This is a genomic window from Patescibacteria group bacterium (assembly GCA_041645165.1).
Lineage (GTDB): Bacteria > Patescibacteriota > Patescibacteriia > 2-02-FULL-49-11 > 2-02-FULL-49-11 > 2-02-FULL-49-11.
The window spans coordinates 55,128-75,213 of the sequence record JBAZQN010000001.1 but is presented as its reverse complement, the minus strand read 5'-3'; the positions used below and the strand labels follow the sequence as shown (position 1 = coordinate 75,213).

At 48.1% G+C, this 20,086-nt stretch carries 20 protein-coding genes and 1 tRNA gene; 4 read left to right on the top strand and 17 right to left on the bottom strand.

From position 1 onward, the window contains the following. Positions 1-11: 11 nt before the first annotated feature. The 4 genes from WC659_00370 to WC659_00355 all read right to left on the bottom strand — a co-directional run bounded on the left by WC659_00370 (position 12) and on the right by WC659_00355 (position 3,604). Positions 12-1,301: a S1C family serine protease gene (locus WC659_00370; GenBank protein ID MFA4872375.1), complete on the bottom strand. Its 1,290-nt coding sequence runs from the start codon at positions 1,299-1,301 to the stop codon at positions 12-14. A gap of 63 nt (positions 1,302-1,364) precedes the next feature. Further along, on the bottom strand, positions 1,365-2,186 hold the full coding sequence (locus tag WC659_00365; GenBank protein MFA4872374.1) for a hypothetical protein: 822 nt from the start codon (positions 2,184-2,186) through the stop codon (positions 1,365-1,367). A 322-nt stretch (positions 2,187-2,508) separates the two neighbouring features. Beyond that, on the bottom strand, positions 2,509-3,123 hold the full coding sequence (locus WC659_00360; protein MFA4872373.1) for a hypothetical protein: 615 nt from the start codon (positions 3,121-3,123) through the stop codon (positions 2,509-2,511). A 148-nt stretch (positions 3,124-3,271) separates the two neighbouring features. Then, positions 3,272-3,604 (bottom strand): hypothetical protein, encoded by a 333-nt coding sequence (locus WC659_00355; GenBank protein MFA4872372.1) that lies wholly within the window; start codon positions 3,602-3,604, stop codon positions 3,272-3,274. A 230-nt stretch (positions 3,605-3,834) separates the two neighbouring features. Between WC659_00355 and WC659_00350 the strand changes: the two genes are divergently transcribed. From WC659_00350 to WC659_00340, 3 genes are read left to right on the top strand one after another with little or no spacing between them, the layout of a single operon-like run. Continuing rightward, positions 3,835-4,449 carry an HAD family phosphatase gene (locus WC659_00350; protein ID MFA4872371.1) on the top strand — a complete coding sequence of 205 codons (615 nt, stop codon included), beginning with the start codon at positions 3,835-3,837 and terminating at the stop codon, positions 4,447-4,449. Positions 4,450-4,478: 29 nt separating this feature from the next. Further along, positions 4,479-4,913, top strand: a complete 435-nt coding sequence (locus tag WC659_00345; GenBank protein ID MFA4872370.1) for a GNAT family N-acetyltransferase — start codon at positions 4,479-4,481, stop codon at positions 4,911-4,913. Positions 4,914-4,966: 53 nt separating this feature from the next. Further along, positions 4,967-5,299, top strand: coding sequence for a hypothetical protein (locus WC659_00340; GenBank protein MFA4872369.1), 333 nt, complete (start codon positions 4,967-4,969; stop codon positions 5,297-5,299). A gap of 63 nt (positions 5,300-5,362) precedes the next feature. On the opposite strand, the gene WC659_00335 is transcribed toward WC659_00340, so the two are convergent. The 4 genes from WC659_00335 to WC659_00320 form a co-directional block, all read right to left on the bottom strand. Next, positions 5,363-5,722, bottom strand: a complete 360-nt coding sequence (locus tag WC659_00335) for a VanZ family protein (GenBank protein MFA4872368.1) — start codon at positions 5,720-5,722, stop codon at positions 5,363-5,365. 30 nt (positions 5,723-5,752) lie between these two features. Next, positions 5,753-6,943, bottom strand: a complete 1,191-nt coding sequence (locus WC659_00330) for a replication-associated recombination protein A (protein MFA4872367.1) — start codon at positions 6,941-6,943, stop codon at positions 5,753-5,755. 110 nt (positions 6,944-7,053) lie between these two features. Then, positions 7,054-7,839 (bottom strand): hypothetical protein, encoded by a 786-nt coding sequence (locus tag WC659_00325; protein MFA4872366.1) that lies wholly within the window; start codon positions 7,837-7,839, stop codon positions 7,054-7,056. A gap of 48 nt (positions 7,840-7,887) precedes the next feature. Further along, positions 7,888-8,604 (bottom strand): hypothetical protein, encoded by a 717-nt coding sequence (locus WC659_00320; protein ID MFA4872365.1) that lies wholly within the window; start codon positions 8,602-8,604, stop codon positions 7,888-7,890. Between the two features lie 425 nt (positions 8,605-9,029). On the opposite strand from WC659_00320, the gene WC659_00315 reads away from it, so the two are divergent. Further along, positions 9,030-9,995, top strand: coding sequence for a tRNA-dihydrouridine synthase (locus tag WC659_00315; GenBank protein ID MFA4872364.1), 966 nt, complete (start codon positions 9,030-9,032; stop codon positions 9,993-9,995). A gap of 140 nt (positions 9,996-10,135) precedes the next feature. Here WC659_00315 and WC659_00310 read toward each other — a convergent pair whose 3' ends face one another. The 9 genes from WC659_00310 to WC659_00270 form a co-directional block, all read right to left on the bottom strand. After that, a complete protein-coding gene (locus WC659_00310) occupies positions 10,136-10,576 on the bottom strand; it encodes a YbhB/YbcL family Raf kinase inhibitor-like protein (GenBank protein MFA4872363.1) in 441 nt (146 codons plus the stop codon). 133 nt (positions 10,577-10,709) lie between these two features. After that, positions 10,710-12,473 (bottom strand): ABC transporter ATP-binding protein, encoded by a 1,764-nt coding sequence (locus tag WC659_00305; GenBank protein MFA4872362.1) that lies wholly within the window; start codon positions 12,471-12,473, stop codon positions 10,710-10,712. Between the two features lie 261 nt (positions 12,474-12,734). Then, complete coding sequence (locus tag WC659_00300) at positions 12,735-13,130, bottom strand: cupin domain-containing protein (GenBank protein ID MFA4872361.1); 396 nt, start codon at positions 13,128-13,130, stop codon at positions 12,735-12,737. Between the two features lie 35 nt (positions 13,131-13,165). Continuing rightward, a tRNA-Pro gene (locus tag WC659_00295) sits at positions 13,166-13,237 on the bottom strand. Positions 13,238-13,383: 146 nt separating this feature from the next. Further along, positions 13,384-14,343 carry a zinc ABC transporter substrate-binding protein gene (locus tag WC659_00290; GenBank protein MFA4872360.1) on the bottom strand — a complete coding sequence of 320 codons (960 nt, stop codon included), beginning with the start codon at positions 14,341-14,343 and terminating at the stop codon, positions 13,384-13,386. Positions 14,344-14,564: 221 nt separating this feature from the next. Continuing rightward, positions 14,565-15,710, bottom strand: a complete 1,146-nt coding sequence (locus WC659_00285) for a beta-galactosidase (GenBank protein MFA4872359.1) — start codon at positions 15,708-15,710, stop codon at positions 14,565-14,567. Positions 15,711-15,852: 142 nt separating this feature from the next. Further along, the gene (locus tag WC659_00280; protein MFA4872358.1) at positions 15,853-17,145 is read right to left on the bottom strand and encodes a glycoside hydrolase family 1 protein; all 1,293 of its coding nucleotides are present in this window, start codon (positions 17,143-17,145) and stop codon (positions 15,853-15,855) included. A gap of 106 nt (positions 17,146-17,251) precedes the next feature. Next, positions 17,252-18,181, bottom strand: a complete 930-nt coding sequence (locus WC659_00275) for an EamA family transporter (protein ID MFA4872357.1) — start codon at positions 18,179-18,181, stop codon at positions 17,252-17,254. A 128-nt stretch (positions 18,182-18,309) separates the two neighbouring features. Next, on the bottom strand, positions 18,310-19,938 hold the full coding sequence (locus WC659_00270; protein ID MFA4872356.1) for a hypothetical protein: 1,629 nt from the start codon (positions 19,936-19,938) through the stop codon (positions 18,310-18,312). Positions 19,939-20,086 lie beyond the last annotated feature (148 nt).

Here is a 20,086-nt window from a genome sequence, read left to right as displayed (position 1 = left end):
CTCGGCTTCTCTTAACGTTTCTTTTCCGCTTGTGTTGGTGTAGGAGGTGGCGCAAGGGAAAGGTCAACCAATTTCTCTTCTCCCGCCCGCAGGATGGAGAGCTTAAGGGCTTTATCGTTGGGATAGGCTTGGATAAGGGTGGCAAGATCCGTCTCATCAGTCACCTCGTCCCCGTCAACTTTTATCACGATATCGCCTTCTTTCAACCCCGCGGTTTCTGCATTTGATTTCAGTGTTATTGCCGGCACATCGCCATTCTTCACTAAAAGCGCGCCGAATCTCCTCCCGTGGGTAAGTGGAAATGCCACATCCGCAACGCTTGAAAGCTCTATATAATGCATGCCAACCTGCGGACGACGCGCATCGCCTTCCTTCAATATCCGGTCAATAATCGGCTGAAGGGATGCGACGGGCACTGCGTGTACAATACCCTCCTCTTGCGCACTCACAAGTCCTCCGACTTCTCCGGCTAAAGAAACCAACGGCACACCAAGCGCGTTTCCTTTTAGTGATACCGCAAGCGTGAGGCGGGATTCCAACCGATCGCTGTCACGCACCGTGAGCACGCTCAATCCCGCGACCGTACCCGCAAAGGCTGCCCCCTGCGTCCCGATTTGAAATGAAGGGAGAAGCACAGATGATCCTGCCTCGAGCGACGACTCGCTGCGCGTAAACGGTACAGCCACAAACAGCGAGGTGCTTACCTTCACAAACCACAATCCGGTCGCCTTATCCTGCATGCGGCGCTCTACCTCATAAATTTTTCCGTCGATGGTAATAATAGTTAAAGGCCCTGCTGATTCATCGCTCAAATCTCCCGCAGCGAGCACCCATCCGTCGCTCGTGAGCGCGATACCAGTCGCAAGAGGCGCACCCGCTGAATTGATAAGACCTGCGAGGTCCTTGCTTAAATTTTTTGTCGCATAGAGACCTACGACGCTCGGCTGGATCCGTTTCAAAACCGCGCTTGCGCGCTCATCTGCAGTAACCGACACCTTCTCCGTGCGTTCAATGGTCACCGGCGCGCTCGGCACTAACGCCGCCACATCAATCGACCCCAAATACGGCACACGGGAAAACGCTCCCGAGATAAACAACAGGAGGCCCACGACCCCCGCAATCATGCCGAACACTACAGCGACTATCGCATTGGCGATGAGTCTCAAACCGTGATGCTCGTGAGGAAGTTCAAAATGATGTGGTTTCGCGTACACCGCCGCAAGCGCATCATCGCGCACATTGACGCGCGGATCATTCGATACCTCTTGGGTCGCAGTCGGTGGTTTAGGTTTGGCGGTCATAGGTTTAGATTCTCATGAATAATAATTAATAGTAACATTTCTTTACTTAATAATATTTCGATTTTACGGCCAGCGTGCCGTCGATAATAATAATATCCATACGCCTGCCACCACGGATGCCCCTAAAACCTGTGAACTGCGTTTCATGAAGGACGCGGGCTTCCGCACGAGCTCAAGCAATACCGCGTAGAGAGGGAGGACAAGTCCTGCGAGCACCAAGGGCGTGGAGGGCAGTAAGAGAAACACTCCCATGCTTTCTGTAATACAAAGACTAAGCGCCCATCTGCCGTGACTGCGATTCCGGGATGATATGGCTGAATACTCCAACGCGTGGCGGGTGAAAAGGAAAGTACCTAAAAACACCAAACCCAATACGCCTATCAGAGGGAAACGGACAAATGTCAAACCACCGCTCAGGGTTACGCATAATGCGAATACGCCGAAGGATGCCATAAACCATCCCACATTCTCGCAATAGAGCGCCCTCATTGCGTTTGGCGCTTCCTGATACTTCACGTATCCTCGCAGATGCGCACCGATACTGAATGCTACTAAGACTGCAATCACGCTGCGAAACACGCCCCCCGTCACCATGATAAGCAACCCGCTTCCCGCGATGACAAAAATGAGAGGAGTTGCCGCATGCCATCGAAATGAGTTTCCCTCTCCTTTTTTGTACGAAATGCGATAGATCGCGAGGATCACAAACAGTTCAATGAGCAGAAACAACCACCATGAATCCACCCAGCGCCATATTCCGAGCATTGCGCTAAACACCACCGCGATAAGCGCAAACGGGCCATAGTGGCGCACGACAATCCTGCCTACCGAATCGTCGCTCTTGTATTCCTGATGAACCCCTTGCACGACTGAAGGTAGATCCATACCAACATTGAAAAATCCTAAATCCGAAACTCTAAATCCTAAACAAATCCAAATGACAAAATCACCGAAACACGTTTTGAATTTTGTCCCGCTCCTTGAATGAGAATTACTAAGGTAGGCGGGATCCCGATGAGGCGGGAGATTTGGTGCTTGTTTAGGGTTTCGAATTTATCTGGCTACGCCAGATAAGAGCTCGTCGTAGCTACGCTAGATCCCGCGTAGCGGGACGTAGCGAGAGTTTAGAATTTTATCAATGACTATTCTTCCTCATCGCTACCAAAACCATCCCCCTCTTGGATGTGGTATTGCTTGGTATTCCACTTTACTTACTCAACCAAGGCGCGAGCTGGAAAACCATCGTAAGGCGCTCCTCTGCATTTCTAAATTCGCTTTCGGCTTCCTTCCCGGCCGTGGTGTCGCCTTCCAATGCGGTGAGATACCGTGCTGCCGCCTGCTCGTCAGTCCCCATTGCGATTACGAGCCCCAAATGCACTTCCTTAAGGTTTTGAGGGACGCTAAAGCTAAGCAATAAACCTTTTTCATTCTTAATCTCTGCAAGCCACGCATCCACATCTGCTTTTATATACGATTCATTAGAAAGTTTTGCCGCAAATTGCCCCCGATTTGCCAAATAGTTCGATAAAATCATCGGCACTTCATCTTTATATTTCACACTTAATGACTGGCCGGCATCGCTTCGTATCAAGATCATATTATCTGTAGGCATATTGGCGAGCACCGGAATGGTCGCAAGCATCGAGACGTAGGCATAATTAATGATAAGCACGAATGTGAGGAAAAAAATTCCCCACGGTTTATGCAGCAATTCCACAAGCTCGCGCATGGGGGGAAAAGCAATCTTCACTTGCCGCGAAAGATGGAAGGAGCGATAGGGAAAGGAAGGTGATTTGGTTGACGGTTGCGTTTGTTTTTTCATACGGTGAGCTTAGAATAAAATAGTATTTCTCTCTGTAGCGTCGGAGCTCGTCTCCGACCACGTGGGTGGCAGACATCCCAGTCATTCGACGGGACAAGAGCTGCCACGCTACCATTGTTATTTTTAGCGATTATTGTTTGTAAAACAATTAAAAATTTGCAGAAAAGCCCTCGCCTTTTATTTCCCCCCAGCTTGAAGTGCCCTCATCCCAAAGGTACGCGCGCATGTAACTGACAAGGTCGTCAGGATCGTAAATTTTTTTGATCACGGCCGTGCTCCCGATGCGCTTCGAACGCTCCGAATGCTCTCCCACCACGCGCGGCTTCGTCGTGCGCTCAAGCCTCACCTTTCCTTGGGGTGTCATAAAGACCACCCATTCCACCACCCCCTCCCCTTCCCCGCGCTCCTCCCGCTTCCGTTCCTCAATACGGAACTTCTGCTCAATCCGGTCTAGGGTCACTTCCCATTGTTCATCATTCATATAAAACTCTAAATTCTCTCGCTACGTCCCGCTACGCGGGATCTAGCGTAGCTACGACGAGCTCTTATCCGGCGTAACCAGATAAATCCTAAGATATACTATACCAAATTTCTGATGTATAACCAAATGAGGAGATATTCGCCTTTGCTTCCTATCTTTATAAGGTTATACTGAAGGTGCTTAATAAGGATAAACGCATAAGTTATCATCAGTAGGAAATCTTTACATTTATGATTACCACAATTATTTTTGACGCGGGAGGAGTGCTCACTGATATAAAAACATGGGAAGAGCTCGGCAGTATACTTTCAAAAAAATACCATGTGAACAAACCTAAAACCATTCAACTGTTACGTACCACATGGCGCAAAGCGAGAGTAAACAAAATATCATCAAAATTATTCTGGACAACAATATCTGATTATTTAAGCAGGGAGACACATCTACTGCGCCAAGAAATCACCACACATCACAAAATGCGTCCGCACATGCTGCAGCTGATTACCGCATTAAAACGTCATTACACCACTGGTCTTTTATCGAACCATATTGAGGACTGGCTGGAGGAAACAATTGCCAATCATCATCTTGAAAAATATTTTGATGCGATTGTCACTTCCTATGGTACGAGAGCGGCAAAACCGTCCAAAGCCATCTATCGCGCGCTCCTCCGTAAAATGCGCAAAAAGCCTGAAGAGTGCATTTTCATTGACGACCAGAAAGAAAACGTCATCGCCGCTAAAAAACTTGGCATACATGGCATCCACTACCGAAATTTCAACCAATTTAAAAAAGAGCTCGCCGCCTATGGCATAGTTAGTGTACCTCGCCGTACCACACGATAAAAAAATATTCTTATTTACAAACGCGACTCATGAAAATACTCAAAGCATCAAAAAAACACATTCCCTCGATTGCGAAGATTATTTCCGTGCTTGATAATGAACATTACCACTTTTCTGATATTCACCACATTACCGCTCACGTTTCTAAAGGCTGGTACTATCTCGCACTCGAAAAAAACCGACCGGTCGGGGCTATGTGCCTCGAGCCTACCGAAGGCTCCTATCAAATCTATTCTATCGCATCTCAACAGAAAGGCGCAGGCAGGAGTCTCATACAATTTGCCATCCAGAAATGCAAAAAAGAGAAAATCCCAAAATTGTGGTGCTGGAGCCTTTTACGGTACCACGCAGTAGGGTTTTATAAGGCTATGGGTTTCAAGGAACGATTCTTGTTTAAAAAACAATGGTACGGTGAAGACTGCTATATCTTTGGCAAAACGATAACCCAGCCGATAAAAAGATAATATCGTTAAACTTATTTCTCAACTCATTCCGCTTATTAATCTGTATCATTAATATGTCAGAAACCTCACAGGAATCCGGGGAGGAAATTGAATACTTAAGCTTTGATGAATTCTGTAGTAGATTTAGCAATAATACGTATCTCTTCTTCACTTCAGGTGAATTAGGCGACGAGTATCGAAAAACTCCCCAATATAAAAAACTTTTAGAAGTAAACTCTGAACTAGTTCAAAAACTGTTTACTGCATTGAAGGATGCAAGTATTTTTTATCGCGATGGGAAACGTCTACCTGATAATGAAGCTTTTCAGCCGTATTATCAAGATTTATATAATGTTTATATTATAATGCGCAATGCTGGATTCTCCGATGATGATATTTTGTTATAATAATTGCTTTTCTATTATCTCAGTTTTTAGATAAAAAAATATCTCATTCGCGTACACATGCCGTCAAATCCCTCGTTTCAACCTATACCACACAAACACCCCTATGCCACTCCCGAGGGCATCTACGAACACATCCATAGAATCTGGATGGCGCCCGGGGACGTATAACTGATGCAGCTCATCAGTAGCCCCATAAAGCACGCTAATACTGAATGCAAGGATAATAATTGCAGAGAAAGAGTGCTTAGGTTCTTTTTTTGTTTGCGAAAACGCACGCGCGATAAGGTATGCCAATACCGCATATTCGCACGCATGGAGCACTTGGCTCGCCACTGACACCGGCGCGGGAATTGATCCGCCGGGGATGGAGGAGCCGAGGAAGATGAGAAGAACCCAAAAGAGGGGAAAGAGCCAAGGGAACATGACGATAATGCAAAAATCAAAATGCAAAAATCAAAATTTTGGATTTTCAATATAATATCTTCCCTTCAACTCCTCCGGCAGATAATCCTGTTTACCCGCGTCGCCTTCGAAATGCGGCGTGTATTTATATCCCTTCCCGTAATTCAAATCTTTCATCAGCTGCGTGGGCGCATTGCGGATATGGAGCGGTACGGGCAGGGCGCCGTACTTCTCCACGTCCTGTTTCGCCTTTCCATACGCTTCATACGCGACAATGCTTTTTTTCGACAGCGCCATGTACATTACCGCCTGGGCAAGGTGCACCGCGCACTCAGGCATGCCTAATTTGTGGCATGCGTCAAACGCAGCATTTGCGACAAGGAGTGCCGTGTTATTCGCAAGTCCGATGTCTTCCGAAGCAAACCTTACAATTCTGCGCGCCACATAGAGCGGATCTTCGCCGCCTTCGAGCATCCGCGCGAGCCAATACACGGCGGCATCTGCGTCTCCCCCGCGCATGGATTTATGCAGAGCGGAAACGATATTATAGTGTTCTTCTCCTTTCTTGTCATACAACAGGTGGGATTTCTGCAAAATCTGCTTAATCCTTTCTATGGTAATAACTTCCCCTTCATCAAAACACGCCTCAAGCGTATTTAACGCAAAACGGGCATCGCCGTGCGCCTGCGCGGCGATGAAGTCCAATAGTTCGCCGGGAAACGTTCTTCCCGCTTCTTTAGCCGCCCGCAACAAAATTTTCTTTAACGCTGCTTCATCAAGCAGTTTCAATACAAACACGCGCGCGCGGGAAAGCAGCGCCGAATTCACCTCAAACGAGGGATTCTCGGTTGTCGCGCCGATGAGCGTTATCACGCCCTTCTCTACATAAGGCAGCAGCCGGTCCTGCTGCGCTTTGTTCCAGCGGTGGATCTCGTCAATAAACAGGACTGTTTTTACCCCAAGCCGCACACCGCTTTCCGCGCGCTCGATCATCTTGCGCAATTCCTCAACACCGCTCGATGTCGCGGGCAATGAGACAAATTCCGCCTTCGTGATCCGCGCAATCACATGCGCAAGCGTGGTTTTTCCGCACCCCGGCGGGCCCCAGAGAATCATGGAAGGCACGCGGTCTTCCTCAATGGCGCGGCGCAAAAAAGTCCCCTTCCCTAGGAGCTCTTCCTGTCCGACAAAATCTTCCAGCCGCTCCGGCCGCATCCGGTCGGCTAATGGACTAGTATTCATATCTCTATAAAAATAACAAAACGCAAATAAGCGTTTTAAACATACTCTATTTATATCCAAGAATCAATGCGGCTTTATATGCTGTAGCTTTTCAAACAAGCGAAAAATGATTACTCTTCAATATCAATTTTTCCATGCAAACCAATAACTTTTGAAATTTGTTCTGGGGTAAGCGAGGCTAATCTTCCATCTCGTTGAAAAGAAGGATACAGGACTGTATACATTTCAGGAAGCATAGAATTCATCATATCTGAAAGTGTCACACGCCGCGAAATCGCGACGAATTTCTCAAAACTGGTATCTTGCTTGTTTAGCGCCAAATCAATGCCTGTGGCGGGTACAAGTTCACCCTTCCGGGTATTCAGATAAGCAAGCACCATACCATCCCCACCCAACTCTTTTGTTTGTACCGGTTCAACAGCCAGCGCCTCCTCGCGTTCATCCGCCTCAAACAAGATTTTCATCCAGGCTTCTTTTAACATAGTCAGATCGTGTACCTGGCAAAATCCACCTAAGCATTTCATGCCATAATAGAGCGCTACCGTTACATAACACATGGCCATACTAGGAAAAATGGCTTTATCCTGTAATGCACGTGCAACTGCCTCGGGAGTAAATGGTATTGAAATTTTATTATCTTCTGAAATTAAAATATTCTCTTTTAACGAGAGGCGAACACGATGCATCTTGTTGTCTAACGCCCAAAAAAGGTAAGTGCCCCATTTTTGCTGGCTAGAAAAAGCGCCTGCGATATTATTAAAATAATAATGGACTAATTGTTGCTTCCTTTGATTGAATAATATACGATACAATAACGATTTTGGACGAGAGAGATGATAATGAATAAGCAGTTCTTTTACAATTGTTTCTATCTCAATATAAATGAGTTCCGGCACTCTCACGTCACGAGAATGATCGGAGAATGTATGGTGAAAAAAAATCTGTCAAAGGGTAAAATTTATTTTTGTGACTTGGCTTGGAAAATCAAGAGCATTTAAGACATCACTACTCCCAAAATTGTTCTCAATTATCCTCCACACCTCTTCCGCGCGTCCATAGATAATATCGCCATGACGCTCTCTCATTAGTAATTCATGGTGCGTCTTTTCTAAGTCATCTCTTGTAAATGCGCGAGTGCCATACACCACGCTCATTTTCAATTTATCTGGCAAAATAGGTAATTTAATTATATTACTGGATCCGTTTACTCCTCCATGAAATTCGATGCCGCGCGGGTAAGCGGAAAGATTGTTCACAGACACGCTGGCAAATGAAAACACCACAAGATATTTGGCACTATTAAATTTTTTTTCAAATAGAGGTATGCCGCTAATAATATTTGAATTGACCCAAAATGGATGATCTATCGGTCCATGGTGATCCGCGGTAGAAACGAGCGGAAGTGCCGCCATCTGCGTTACCACCTCACTAGCGACTCTGTCCCCTAACCTTTCTGACAACAATTTCTTAACCACGTCCAATAACTCTCCCTTTCTATCGTCTAACAATTTACTTTTATTCACATCAAGAAAATCTACGGTATAATCATAGAGAATCTTATCTCCATGCGTGCGAATAATTTCCCCCAACATCGGCCTGCGCGTCCAAATCGCATGTTTAAGCGCCTCAATAATTTCAAATGAATCTTTTTCTCCGGACATAATAAATATTGAGGTACAATAAAAAAGGAATCCGCAAAGACCCCTTTTCATGTGAAACCCTAGCGAACGACATTCTTCTCCGAAGAAGCAATCGATCCAAGCGTCCGCAGGCATACCTGCCAACGAACGTTTGAACCTATGCGCTACGCTCTTCTTCCCCTTCAGTTACCCCGCCGCTTAAGGCGGGGCTTGGGATGCTTCACATCCGCTTTCCATTTTGAGCGTATGTCGTGCACTGATGAGTGAAATGAGGTTACTTTACGCGTTTATAATGTATACGTTGCTATATGCTCCTTTATTCAGTTTACTATTTTATACACGTTCTTTCCCCCCTTGTCAAAGTGCATAATAAAAAGCTTTGAATAAGGCGCATTTTCAGCTATAATCGCATTATTAATATATAATCACTGCAGCTCAAGTCGCATATGAATAATTTCTGGACAAAATTGCCAAAACCCTTCCTCGCCCTTGCACCCATGGCAGGAGTCACTGATCTGGCATTCCGCACCATGTGCAAACGGTTCGGCGCTGATGTTATTTATACTGAATTCGCTTCCGCAAATGCCCTTGCGCGGAACAGCCAAAAAACGCACGACATGCTTTCCTTCTCGCCGGGTGAGAAGCCAGTCGTATGCCAAATATTCGGCAATGACCCGTCTGTATTACGCTTAGCAGCAAGGCAGGTGGAACGCTTGGGATTCTCGGGCATTGATATCAACTTCGGCTGTCCCGCGTACAAGGTGACTCGCCATGGTGGTGGCGTAAATTTGATGCGAAATCCCGAACTTTGCGCTGAACTCGTCGCTGCGGTATGCAGTGCTACCACGCTTCCCGTGTCCATCAAGGTCCGCGCAAGTATTAATCTGAATCAAAAAAAAATAACAGCGCTTGATCTTGTAAAAAAAATAAAATCCCTCCCCATCTCGGCAATTATGGTCCACGGACGATCGTACGAAAAGCCATTTGACGGTGAACCTGATCTCGAGATGATCTCAGAGGTGAAAAAACTTTTTACTGGCATCGTGATCGCGAATGGCGGCATTTACAGCCCTGTATTGGCAAAGGAAATGGTGGAGGCCACGCATGCGGACGGATTAGGCATTGCGCGCGGGGCGCTGGGGCGGCCTTGGATTTTCCGGCAGATCAGAGAATATCTCGCATCAGGTACTTATCACGAACCGACCTGGGACGAAAAAAAACAATATATCATGGAGCACGTAAAACTTGCGCTTGAGGCCAAAGGCCCATACGGCATTATTGAAATGCGCAAACATCTGGCATGGTATGTGAAGGGCTTGCCGCGCGCAAAAAAAATCCGCGAGGAACTTGTAAAAGTAAAAACCCTCGAGGAAGTGCAACGGATTATTATGACTATGCCTGAACAGGAATAATCGTAAGTACTCACTGGCTTCAACGCGACGCGAAGGAATACCAATTTTTCGAGGATTTAGGCGTTCAGGCTGTTTGGTCGCGTCCGCAGAAAAATTGTGCATTCCGAGCGATGTGATAACCCTGAGTGAGTACTTTCGAGTTATCTTCTTGAATATTTCCCTGCGAGCACTGCCTGTGCGAGCACATGACCCTTCATAGCTTCCTCCAGATCGCGCTTCTTTGCGGTGTTGCCAAGCGAGAGCATGGCATCAAGAGCGTAGAGCTTGAACTGGTAGCGGTGCGTGCCTGACGGTGGACACGGGCCTCCCCAACCGGACCTGCCGAAATCTGTCATGCCTTCGACGGCACCTACGGGTACTGTGTTTCCCTCGATTCTTGATGTCGAGGGGTCAATATTCCACATGGTCCAATGCACCCAATCGCCTCCAGGCGCATCAGGATCGTCTACCACGAGCGCAAGGCTCCGGGCTTGCTCTGGTACCCCTTCTATGGTAAATGGAGGGTTTACGTCCATTCCGTCACAAGTGTACTGCGGAGGAACCATTCCTTCATGTTGAAATGCGGGGCATGAGAGTTTCATAAAATATGATACCAATATACTTATTCATACGAATGATACCTGCCTGCGCAGGCAGGCTAATGACTACGAATTCGTAGCCATTGAAAATATCCGCGTACATTAGCGTAACAATCCGCGTTGATCTGCATCTATATTATTTAATAAATCCGCCTGCCTGCAAACGCCAAAGCATGCGGTAGGTGCCGCGCGGCATCGTCAGGAGCGCATCATGAGTCCCCTGCTCCGTGATGCGGCCTTCCTTGACCACCACGATCCGGTCCATCTTCATGATCGTGGAAAGCCGGTGCGCAATAACGATGACGGTCTTATCAATCATCAGTTTTTCCAAGGCGTCCTGGATCATCGCTTCGGAATGCGAATCAAGGCTCGAGGTCGCCTCATCAAGCACGAGGATCGGCGCATTTTTCAGGATCGCCCTCGCGATCGCCACTCTTTGGCGCTCACCCCCAGAAAGCTTTATTCCCCGCTCTCCCACAAAAGTTTCATAGCTGTCCGGCATCCGCTGGATAAATTCATCGCAATGCGCAAGCTTTGCCGCCCGGAACACTTCCGCATCCATGGCATCAAGCCTGCCATAGCGGATATTGTCCATCAGAGTGCGGTGGAAAAGGATGGGATCTTGCGGGACCAGACTGATACTCTCGCGCAGCGACCGTTGCGTCACCTGTTTAACATTAATGCCGTCAATATAAATACCCCCCTTCGTGACATCATAAAAACGGAAAAGAAGCGCGGTAATGGTGGACTTGCCTGCTCCCGACGGCCCCACCAAGCCAACTTTTTCCCCGGGGCGTATCAGCAGTGAAAAATCATGGAGCACGTCCTGCACTCCCGTATAGGTAAAATGTATTTTCCGAAAATCAACTTCACCATTCTTCACCACTAATTTTTTTGCATTCGAGGCATCCTGCACTCCGTGCGGCGTATGGAGTATCTCCACCATTTCCTCGGCATCCGCCAAACGCTTATAAATATCGCGGATGATGCGGCCGAAATCCCAGAGGCGGTTGAATATCTGCAGAAGGTAGGCTTGGATAAGCACGAAATCGCCGATGCTGAAAACCCCCATTGCCCAATAGTGTATAGAAATCCTGAAAATCGCATACTCAAGAAAAATCATAAACAGCGCCTGGATCGCCTCAAGGATTGCGCTTAAATCCCACACGAACTTCCTGATTTTAAATTGATCAGTCGTGATACGCTTGAACGAGCGCAATTCACTCGCTAAGGAAGTAAAGAGCTTAATGTTGACGTTGTTCGTAATCGTGTCGCCCAAATGCGCGGTGACCCGCGAATCAACCGTCGCGCTCTGCTCGTCGTATTTGAGCTTGAACATCGTAAACGCGTAGTTCACGGCAAGATAAAAGACAATCCATACCATCATGACAAGCGCAACGGTGGTACTGCGAAACCACAGCACGATGAGGATGGTCACGATGCGTATGGCCATGGGCAGCAAATCCCAGCATATCCTATCGGCGATGCTTTCAAACGCATCCACAAGGCGGTTTACCTTACGCACCAGCGCTCCCACGAAGCGGTTTACGAAAAAGCCGTAGGCATGGGCATGGAGATATTCAAACGAAGAATTAAGGATGTCAGACATGACGCGCGGCTGGAAGTAATTGTTCGCAAAGGTGGTAACACGCCAGAGGATCCACTCCACGAGGTACAGCATCAGGATTATGATAACGGTGCGGATAAGCGCGCCGGTCTGTGCAGCGCGCGGGACTGAACCGTCGCTTAACAAATCAAAAAACCGCTTATAGAAAAGCGGGACCACCGTTTCGAGTATCATGCCCATCGCCAGCGTCGCGATCATGAATGAAAGGAGCTTCTTGTACGGCCTCGCATGACGCCAGAGAAGTGAAAAAGTTTGTTTCGTTACTAGTTTCATAAATAGATTACAGGAACAGTTCGATAAAAGGTTATCACGCTGATTTATGCAGACATACTCAATTGCTATTCAAATTCCGATTCCTCACCGTCATCCCGCACTCAAGATGCGGGATCCAGAAAACCAGAACTACCATAACGATCGATTTTATATTTTTGTTACTGGATTCCTGAATAAATCAGGAATGACAAATCGGAATAAGGTGAGCAACTCACTATAGTAATATGACCATTAGCCATTTAACAATTTAACAATTCCCTCCTACTCCGTCGTCTTGCCGTCAAAATGCTCTTCTTTCGCCATCGCCTCCTCGCGGGTCTCGCGCACCACCCCATCCTGATGTTCAGGAGGCGAATAAAGCGTATAGAGCTTCATCGGTTTTTCCGAGGAAGTATTGATAATATTGTGCTTGGCTCCCGCCGGTACTACCACGGCATAATCATCATGTATGGCATACTCGACGCCATCAAGAACCGCTAACCCCTCCCCTTCTTCAATCCTGATGAACTGGTCGAGCGTGTGCACTTCCTCGCCGATTTCTTCTTTTGGTTTCAGGCTCATCGCCACCAGCTGGCTGTGCTTTGCGGTATAGAGCACCTTGCGAAAATTTTCATTCTCCAGCGTGATTTTTTCGATGTTCGCAATATAGCCTTTCATAGTCGTATTAATTAATAATAAATAAAATTATCAAATCGGGGTGGGGAGGATTGAACTCCCGATCTCACGGTCCCGAACCGTGCGCGATACCACTTCGCTACACCCCGCTATTAAAAAATACTAAATCCGAAATCCATCCCGTCATTCGACGGGGTGCCCAGTCGGATGACTGGGCAAATCCTAATATCAAATTCCAGATTTTCGTTGCTCACCTCTATTTTAACCATACAACAGTGTAACCATGTAATCATCATTACTCCATCACCGGCTGATAGCCTAACGCTCGCGACATCGTCATCATATTTCTCCGCATAATGGTCTCATAGGATTCAGGCGTTGTGCTTGCTACCTCTAAATTATCAAACAAGAAAAGATTCGCTCCTGATTCTTTAGCCGCTTTTAACGCGTACTCATCCGTAAGGCTGTCACTGAATATTGCACGCACCTTGTCCGCACGCATACGGCGCACTAACGCGTCCGCGTGGGCGGGAATGGGCGCCTCGTCAGGTTCTGCGGCAATCGCTCCCACCCACACAAGATCAAAGGATGAAATAAAATGCGCCATGGACAAATGGCTGCTCACGATGCGCGTGCTTGCCGCCCCTTTGAATCGTTCCCTAAAATCACGGTCTATCATGCCGAGCGTTTCCAGAAAAAACGATGTTTGAACCCAATATTGATCCTTATGTGGGGGGTTTTTTTCAGAAATGGCATCCCTGATGGAAGACACCGCTAGTATCATCCTTCCCGGATCGAGCCAGAAGTGTTCATCTAACTCTCCAGAAGCCTTCCCGCCCGCAAGAAGCGGCAATTGCGGCTTGAGCTCCAACCGTTTGCCCACCGGAAGGATGCTTACCTGGGAAGGATCAAGAATCTTGAGCGCCTCATCAGCCCATGCATCAATTGTAGTGCCTGAGGTGATGACAATATCGGCGTCCTCAAGGTTGCGGATATCTTCCTCGGTTAAAAGGTAACCGTGCGGCTGCGCCGTTAAGGGAATCAGATTCACCACATCCACGAGCGGCCCTCCTACTTCGCGTGCAGTCAGATACAGCGGCAGAATGGTAGTAACCACTTTTAAGCGTTTCACCACTGGGGGCTGTGGCACTGACGCTGTTTCCTTCCGGCGCAAAAGCAATAACCCGCCACTCGCGACAATAAGCAAGGCGAAAGCAAAAGCTATGATTTTTATTCTTTTTGATGTATGAATCATAAATTAAGCCTTCGGCATTAATCGCGGACTCACGCGGAACGTCACGCCCCGCACCAGAGCCTGTGGCACGGTACGTGGCAGGCTTGCCCTTTACGCGGAATAACGCGGAAATTGAAATTCCGATACGATGAAATAAACTACACCAATAATGCCCAATCCTCAATGCCCAATCAATACTTCAAACCTCAATATCCAACATTTGGGATTTAGAAATTTGAATTTTATTGGTCATTGGAAATTGGGATTTGAGATTTTTTATGAAACACTTCCCTCGCTCCTTCCCAATATTCAGGATACCCCTGCACCTTCATCCAATACCACCACTCAGCCCCCCAGAGATAAATCTGCCTCAACCCTGTCTCGCGCGCGTACTCAATAGTATCATGAAATCGTTCTTGGTCAAAGGTGCGACGCTGCTCGCTTATTGGCACTCCGATGATCGGCTCGCCAGTCCACGGCTCAAGCTGCACCTCGGTGATGACCACGTCCTTGACGCGACTCAAAGAGAGCTCTGCTTTTTTCCGGTAATATGATGCAGGGAGCGGCCAATGGAAATACCCAAAATACTGGTTCCACACCAGACGGTATAAACTCACGCCGAGAATGTCCGCGCGCGACGAGAGCTCGATCCAGTCCGAGAGCTCCCCTGAATCAGTGAGGATAACCGGCTTCTCATCAAGAGATTTCACCAGCTTGATTTCTTCATCCAAAAGAGCCTTGTCAGGAGGAGGGCAGATGCCAAATACGCTTAAAAGAGGCTCATTTTCCACCTGCCACGCCGCCACCGCCGGATGTTTGCGATACCGCTCCACCACCGTACGAATATACATCAGCAACGCCTCTTTTGCCTCATCTTCACTTTCCGCGTTATTCCGCGATTGAGGTCCCGCTAAGCGGGATGACGTTCTGCGCTGGTCCGCGTCTTTGAGCCAAAGAGGATCGTGACACTCAGGCCATCTCGGCAGCCTGCGGCCTACGGCAATGAGAACTTTCGCTCCTCGGCGGTCAGCTTCCATAAGCATCCAATCAAGGTCGGCAAAATGATATTGGCCGGGCACTGGCTCAATTTCATCCCAATACGCAGGAATGCGGATCAAGCGCACGCGAAGGTTATCAAGGAGGCCAACAAAAACGTCCTGCCAAGGGATGCCCAATTCTTCTGCATATTTTTTTGAAAACGTCACGCCCCACTCCTGTGCAATGCCGTCGGGAATGCGATTGCGCATGCGGTACGCAATCACCGCCGCACTGCATAACAAAACAATGACAATCGCCGCAATCATCGCCACGTGCAAAATGCGCCTCTTGCGCCGCTCATGTTCGCGTTTCTTTCTTATGAATGGAATAAAGGTCTCTAAAAAATCCATAAATATGAGAAATTCCAAATCCTAAGCACGAAATACTAAACTAAAATATTTGAATTTTGTCCCGCACCTTGAATTCTTTCTTTTTAAGGTAAGCGGGATCCCGCTGAAGCGGGAAATTTTGAGTTTGTTTAGTATTTAGGATTTATCTGGCTACGCCAGATCTCGCGTAGCGAGAGAGTTTAGGGTTTATCGCATTGTCTTCTGCAATTCTTTTATACAGATAAAACGATTCTTTGGGAGTGCGCTTGAATGTCTCCCGGTCCACCGCGACCAGCCCGAATTTCGGCCTCCAGCCTTCATGCCACTCGAAATTGTCGAGAAGCGACCAGTGGAAATAGCCCCGCACATCCACTTCCTCCCGAATCGCGTGATACACTTCGCGCAGGTGTGAAAGGATAAAGCGGGCACGCTGGCCGTCGTCATCTGTCGCAATGCCGTTCTCTAGGATATAAATTGGCTTGTGGTAGCGTGAGAGATCAACAAGCGACTCAAACAATCCTTGGGGATAAATTTCCCATCCCAACGACGAAGTTTCTCTGCCATGTGAGCGCACATCCACGAAAGAAGGGTTCAGGCTCCAGGATAAATTTTTAAGGCGCGTGCGAAAATAATAATTCATGCCAATATAATCGTGCGTGTTCCTGCCGGTGAGTGTATAAAACAGGTGACCTGTCGCCATATGCATAAGCCACACCGAAACGTGGGAGGAGAACCGGTGCGGCGTATGCGCGACATACGAAACCACGTTAATCGCGGCGCCCGCCGGCACGTGCGGCGTGAGGCGATGCAATATCGCATAGGAACGGCGGTGCGCGCGTGCCAAATGCCAAAAAACCTTCAATGACTCCAGATATGAGCGATGCTGCGGCGGCCAAACGCCCCAATTATACGCAACCTGCGCATATACATTCGGCTCATTGATGGTCGTCCATACGTCGACCAAATCGCCTAAAATCCGCGCTACCCTCTCGCAATACCGCACGAAATATTTCACGTTCCTCCTCTTCAGCCATCCTCCCTTTTCCGCAAACCACTGCGGGTTCGTAAAGTGCCACAAAGTAACAAATGTTTTGATACCCCTCTGCTTCAGCATTTCTAGAACCTCCCGATAGTGTTCAATTTCTTTTTCATCCCACACTCCTTCCTCCGGCTCCACGCGTGACCACTCAAGCGACAGCCGGTGCGCGTTTTGCCCTCCAAGTTTTATTAAATTAATATCTTCCTCGAACCTGTGATAATGATCGCACGCATGCCCTGAAATATAATCATCCGCGTTCTTACCTTCTTGCCTTAATGCCTCCAGCTTTTGCGCGCTTCTTTCCCAACTCCACCAATCGCTATGAACGTTATCCCCCTCCACCTGATGGGCAGCAGTCGCCGTGCCCCAGAGGAAACCATGAGGGAAACTGATTATTTCTTCATTTATCTGATCCATATATGGAATTCTACCCTCTCATGCCTTTCGTATTAGGCAGTAGGTATTACGTATTAGGCATCGGTGAACGTGCCCATAATACATAATACGTGATACGAAATACATCTCACAGCAGTGCTATCATCGCCACCCCTAGGATGACTAAAAGAATCGCAAATGATTTTTCCATGAGCACCCGCGGGGTGAGATATTCTTTCAATAATTTCGGCCTGAAGATGGAGGCGAGTATCGCAATCGTAAACACCGTGGCATATTGCACGCCCTGCAGCGCTTGCACCAATGCAACGCTTCCCAGCGACACCGCATAGCTATGGAGCACCACTGCGAGCGCTCCTAACCCTTGGTTCCCGAAAAACATGGCGCCTTTCGGAGAGATAAAATGGGTGAATGTTTCTTTAAGATGCGCGCGGACCTTCGGGATGGTGAGCAAACAGAGGGCGGCGAGGAATGTGCCAATGCGCCCCCAGATAAAACCGGTGACAAATGAGGATTGGTCATACACGTACTTGGAAAGAACATAGGAGAGCGCAAACGCAAATCCCGAACCCACGGCAAGCAGCACGTCATGGTACTTGCGGGGATGGCGGAAACGGTTGATCACCGCATTCCACCAGTGGTGCTCCTGCGGTATATGGGTGAGGAGCACGCTTCCGGCGATGAGAAGGATGATCGCTGACATCTGCCACGGGGAAAAGGTGTCACCGAGCACGATAAAGGCAAGCAGCACGGTAAGGGTGGGGATGGAAGCGCCGGAGAGCGGTATGACCCGCGAAGCTTCTCCCAAACTCAACGCGCGGAAAAACCAATGGAGCCCGAAAAACATCCATATCCCGGAAACAAGCGCGATCCCCAACAACGGCGCGGAGAGCAGGGTCAATCCTAAGGGCGCGAGCACGATGGAGAGGAGCCCAAATACTCCCACCAAAAACGTATACACGCGCGCATCCTTCACGAAATTCTCCATCATGACCTTGTCGAGTACGTTGACAAGCGCGAGAAGTATATAAGCGATGATGGCGATGGTAAACCAAGACATAAATTATGATAATAATTTTCAAATCTCAATTTCCAATTTTCAAACATTGATAAATTGAAAATTAATTGATAATTGAGACTTGAAAATTGAAAATTTTAATACTTGTAATAAACAATAATATTTTTTACTTACCAAATCTCCTGAATATAACCCATGTTACGGTTTGTGCACCTTCTCACACCATTCCCATACACCACGTCATCGATGCTAACGCTCCGGAGGGTTCCCACGACCGTATCCGTGAGCGAAACGCCTGCCGCAGTGGGCACGATATAGGAAAACGGCGCCACAGAATGCCTCGGCACCAATCCCATCAAATATAAATCAAGATCAGGAAAATGAAGATCTGCTAGCTGCTGGGTGGTATAAAGAGAACGCTTTGAAGTGAGCGTACCGTCGCCGTTGTCCCTCCATCCCCATCCGCCAAGCGGGGAAATGAGATCCGCAAGAGGCGACCAGTGATAGCCGTCCGCGGTCTGCAGATCAGTGCGATCGGCTCCTTTGCTGTCCTTATAATCCGCTTCCCCGCTCCATTGGTGGAGCAGCTCATGCAGCCCCGTTTCAACCGCCCTTGCCATGCCGGCGGTGTCATCAATGGGATAATCGCCCGGCCTTCCCATATTGATTACTGCTTTGAGCTTTCCCTTGCTGCCATAGAGTTCACCGCGCTCGAACGCCGCCTTTCCCAAACCGTCGATCTGGTTGGTGACCGGCCAAAAATCAGCAAGTTCCTTCGTGCCATTGACCGGCACGGCGGGGTTCCAGACAAAGAGGAAATCATACACATCGCGGTGCGTATCAAAAAACGTGCGGCTGATTTCCTGCATCTCAAGGGTGGTACTGCCTAAAAAGCGATCCTCCAATACCATCTCTTCCACAGGATCAATAGAGATAAGCGACAGCACGTCGGTTCTCCTCTCCCAGGAGGACGCCACCGAAGTGCGCCACAGGTTTAATTTCGTGACAGTATTCCCGGAACCGCGGGAAAGATAAATTACAGCAGCGCGCAAATTTGCCGCTTCGCAGTCCACGGAATTTATCAAAAGGTCCCATTGTGGCTCGACAATCCGCGACTCTAACCCGCTTATCACGCGGGTTCGTATGGGAAATAATTGCGGGATAACCACCGCTACACTCGTATCCAACCTATTCTCCTTAACCGCCGCGACATCCTTAAATGGTCTCAAAACTCCTTTATCCTTGAAATAATAGTAATTCGCACTTGTCCCACCCTTACCAAGGGGGGGCTCACTTGGGGGGGTCTCCAATTTCACCAACGTGCCATCAGGCAAATCCGCCCTTCCCCGCACTGATTTGCCAATCTGGTAATCGCTGAAAAATACCTCTGGCATATCTATTACTTTCTTTGCCCAATCCTTCCCCCAGAGGTCGATTGCCGTCTGCTCTCCCACTATCGGCCTTAATATGCCGCCTGCCTCCACCGCATACACCTGCGGCGCAGTAGGAATCTTCACCAAGGACCCGGGCCGCATCGTCACATTTTTCCCCAACGCAATCCCCGCCAACTCTTCAACCTTCACCGTTTCAATTAATTTGTCACCCTGAGCTTGTCGAAGGGTCCCTCCAAACCAACTACGGTACGTATGTTGGTTTGGGTACGCATGCCTCACCCCTCCGTCATCCACATAATAGACGGTGCTACTCCCCGCGGTTTTCACCGTCCGCGCCGCAAATATAGGAATGGGCAACAAAAAAAGCACTATCATTATAGCCAAAAACGCAGTCTGTTTTTTCATTCCGGTCACGTTATCCTGATAATAATATAAAAATTATACCACAAAATAGTATTTTAACGCTAAAAAATGAGCCATTTAGATCCAGATGGCACGTTTCCCTTTTTGAACCTCGTTCCATGATCTTACCTCTGGCAATTTCAATCCGTAG

Excerpts from the sequence above, each read along its gene's own strand:
- WC659_00370 (MFA4872375.1), bottom strand. The coding sequence starts at position 1,301 with ATGACCGCCAAACCTAAACCACCGACTGCGACCCAAGAGGTATCGAAT.
- WC659_00365 (MFA4872374.1), bottom strand. The coding sequence starts at position 2,186 with ATGGATCTACCTTCAGTCGTGCAAGGGGTTCATCAGGAATACAAGAGC.
- WC659_00360 (MFA4872373.1), bottom strand. The coding sequence starts at position 3,123 with ATGAAAAAACAAACGCAACCGTCAACCAAATCACCTTCCTTTCCCTAT.
- WC659_00355 (MFA4872372.1), bottom strand. The coding sequence starts at position 3,604 with ATGAATGATGAACAATGGGAAGTGACCCTAGACCGGATTGAGCAGAAG.
- WC659_00350 (MFA4872371.1), top strand. The coding sequence starts at position 3,835 with ATGATTACCACAATTATTTTTGACGCGGGAGGAGTGCTCACTGATATA.
- WC659_00345 (MFA4872370.1), top strand. The coding sequence starts at position 4,479 with ATGAAAATACTCAAAGCATCAAAAAAACACATTCCCTCGATTGCGAAG.
- WC659_00340 (MFA4872369.1), top strand. The coding sequence starts at position 4,967 with ATGTCAGAAACCTCACAGGAATCCGGGGAGGAAATTGAATACTTAAGC.
- WC659_00335 (MFA4872368.1), bottom strand. The coding sequence starts at position 5,722 with ATGTTCCCTTGGCTCTTTCCCCTCTTTTGGGTTCTTCTCATCTTCCTC.
- WC659_00330 (MFA4872367.1), bottom strand. The coding sequence starts at position 6,943 with ATGAATACTAGTCCATTAGCCGACCGGATGCGGCCGGAGCGGCTGGAA.
- WC659_00320 (MFA4872365.1), bottom strand. The coding sequence starts at position 8,604 with ATGTCCGGAGAAAAAGATTCATTTGAAATTATTGAGGCGCTTAAACAT.
- WC659_00315 (MFA4872364.1), top strand. The coding sequence starts at position 9,030 with ATGAATAATTTCTGGACAAAATTGCCAAAACCCTTCCTCGCCCTTGCA.
- WC659_00310 (MFA4872363.1), bottom strand. The coding sequence starts at position 10,576 with ATGAAACTCTCATGCCCCGCATTTCAACATGAAGGAATGGTTCCTCCG.
- WC659_00305 (MFA4872362.1), bottom strand. The coding sequence starts at position 12,473 with ATGAAACTAGTAACGAAACAAACTTTTTCACTTCTCTGGCGTCATGCG.
- WC659_00300 (MFA4872361.1), bottom strand. The coding sequence starts at position 13,130 with ATGAAAGGCTATATTGCGAACATCGAAAAAATCACGCTGGAGAATGAA.
- WC659_00290 (MFA4872360.1), bottom strand. The coding sequence starts at position 14,343 with ATGATTCATACATCAAAAAGAATAAAAATCATAGCTTTTGCTTTCGCC.
- WC659_00285 (MFA4872359.1), bottom strand. The coding sequence starts at position 15,710 with ATGGATTTTTTAGAGACCTTTATTCCATTCATAAGAAAGAAACGCGAA.
- WC659_00280 (MFA4872358.1), bottom strand. The coding sequence starts at position 17,145 with ATGGATCAGATAAATGAAGAAATAATCAGTTTCCCTCATGGTTTCCTC.
- WC659_00275 (MFA4872357.1), bottom strand. The coding sequence starts at position 18,181 with ATGTCTTGGTTTACCATCGCCATCATCGCTTATATACTTCTCGCGCTT.
- WC659_00270 (MFA4872356.1), bottom strand. The coding sequence starts at position 19,938 with ATGAAAAAACAGACTGCGTTTTTGGCTATAATGATAGTGCTTTTTTTG.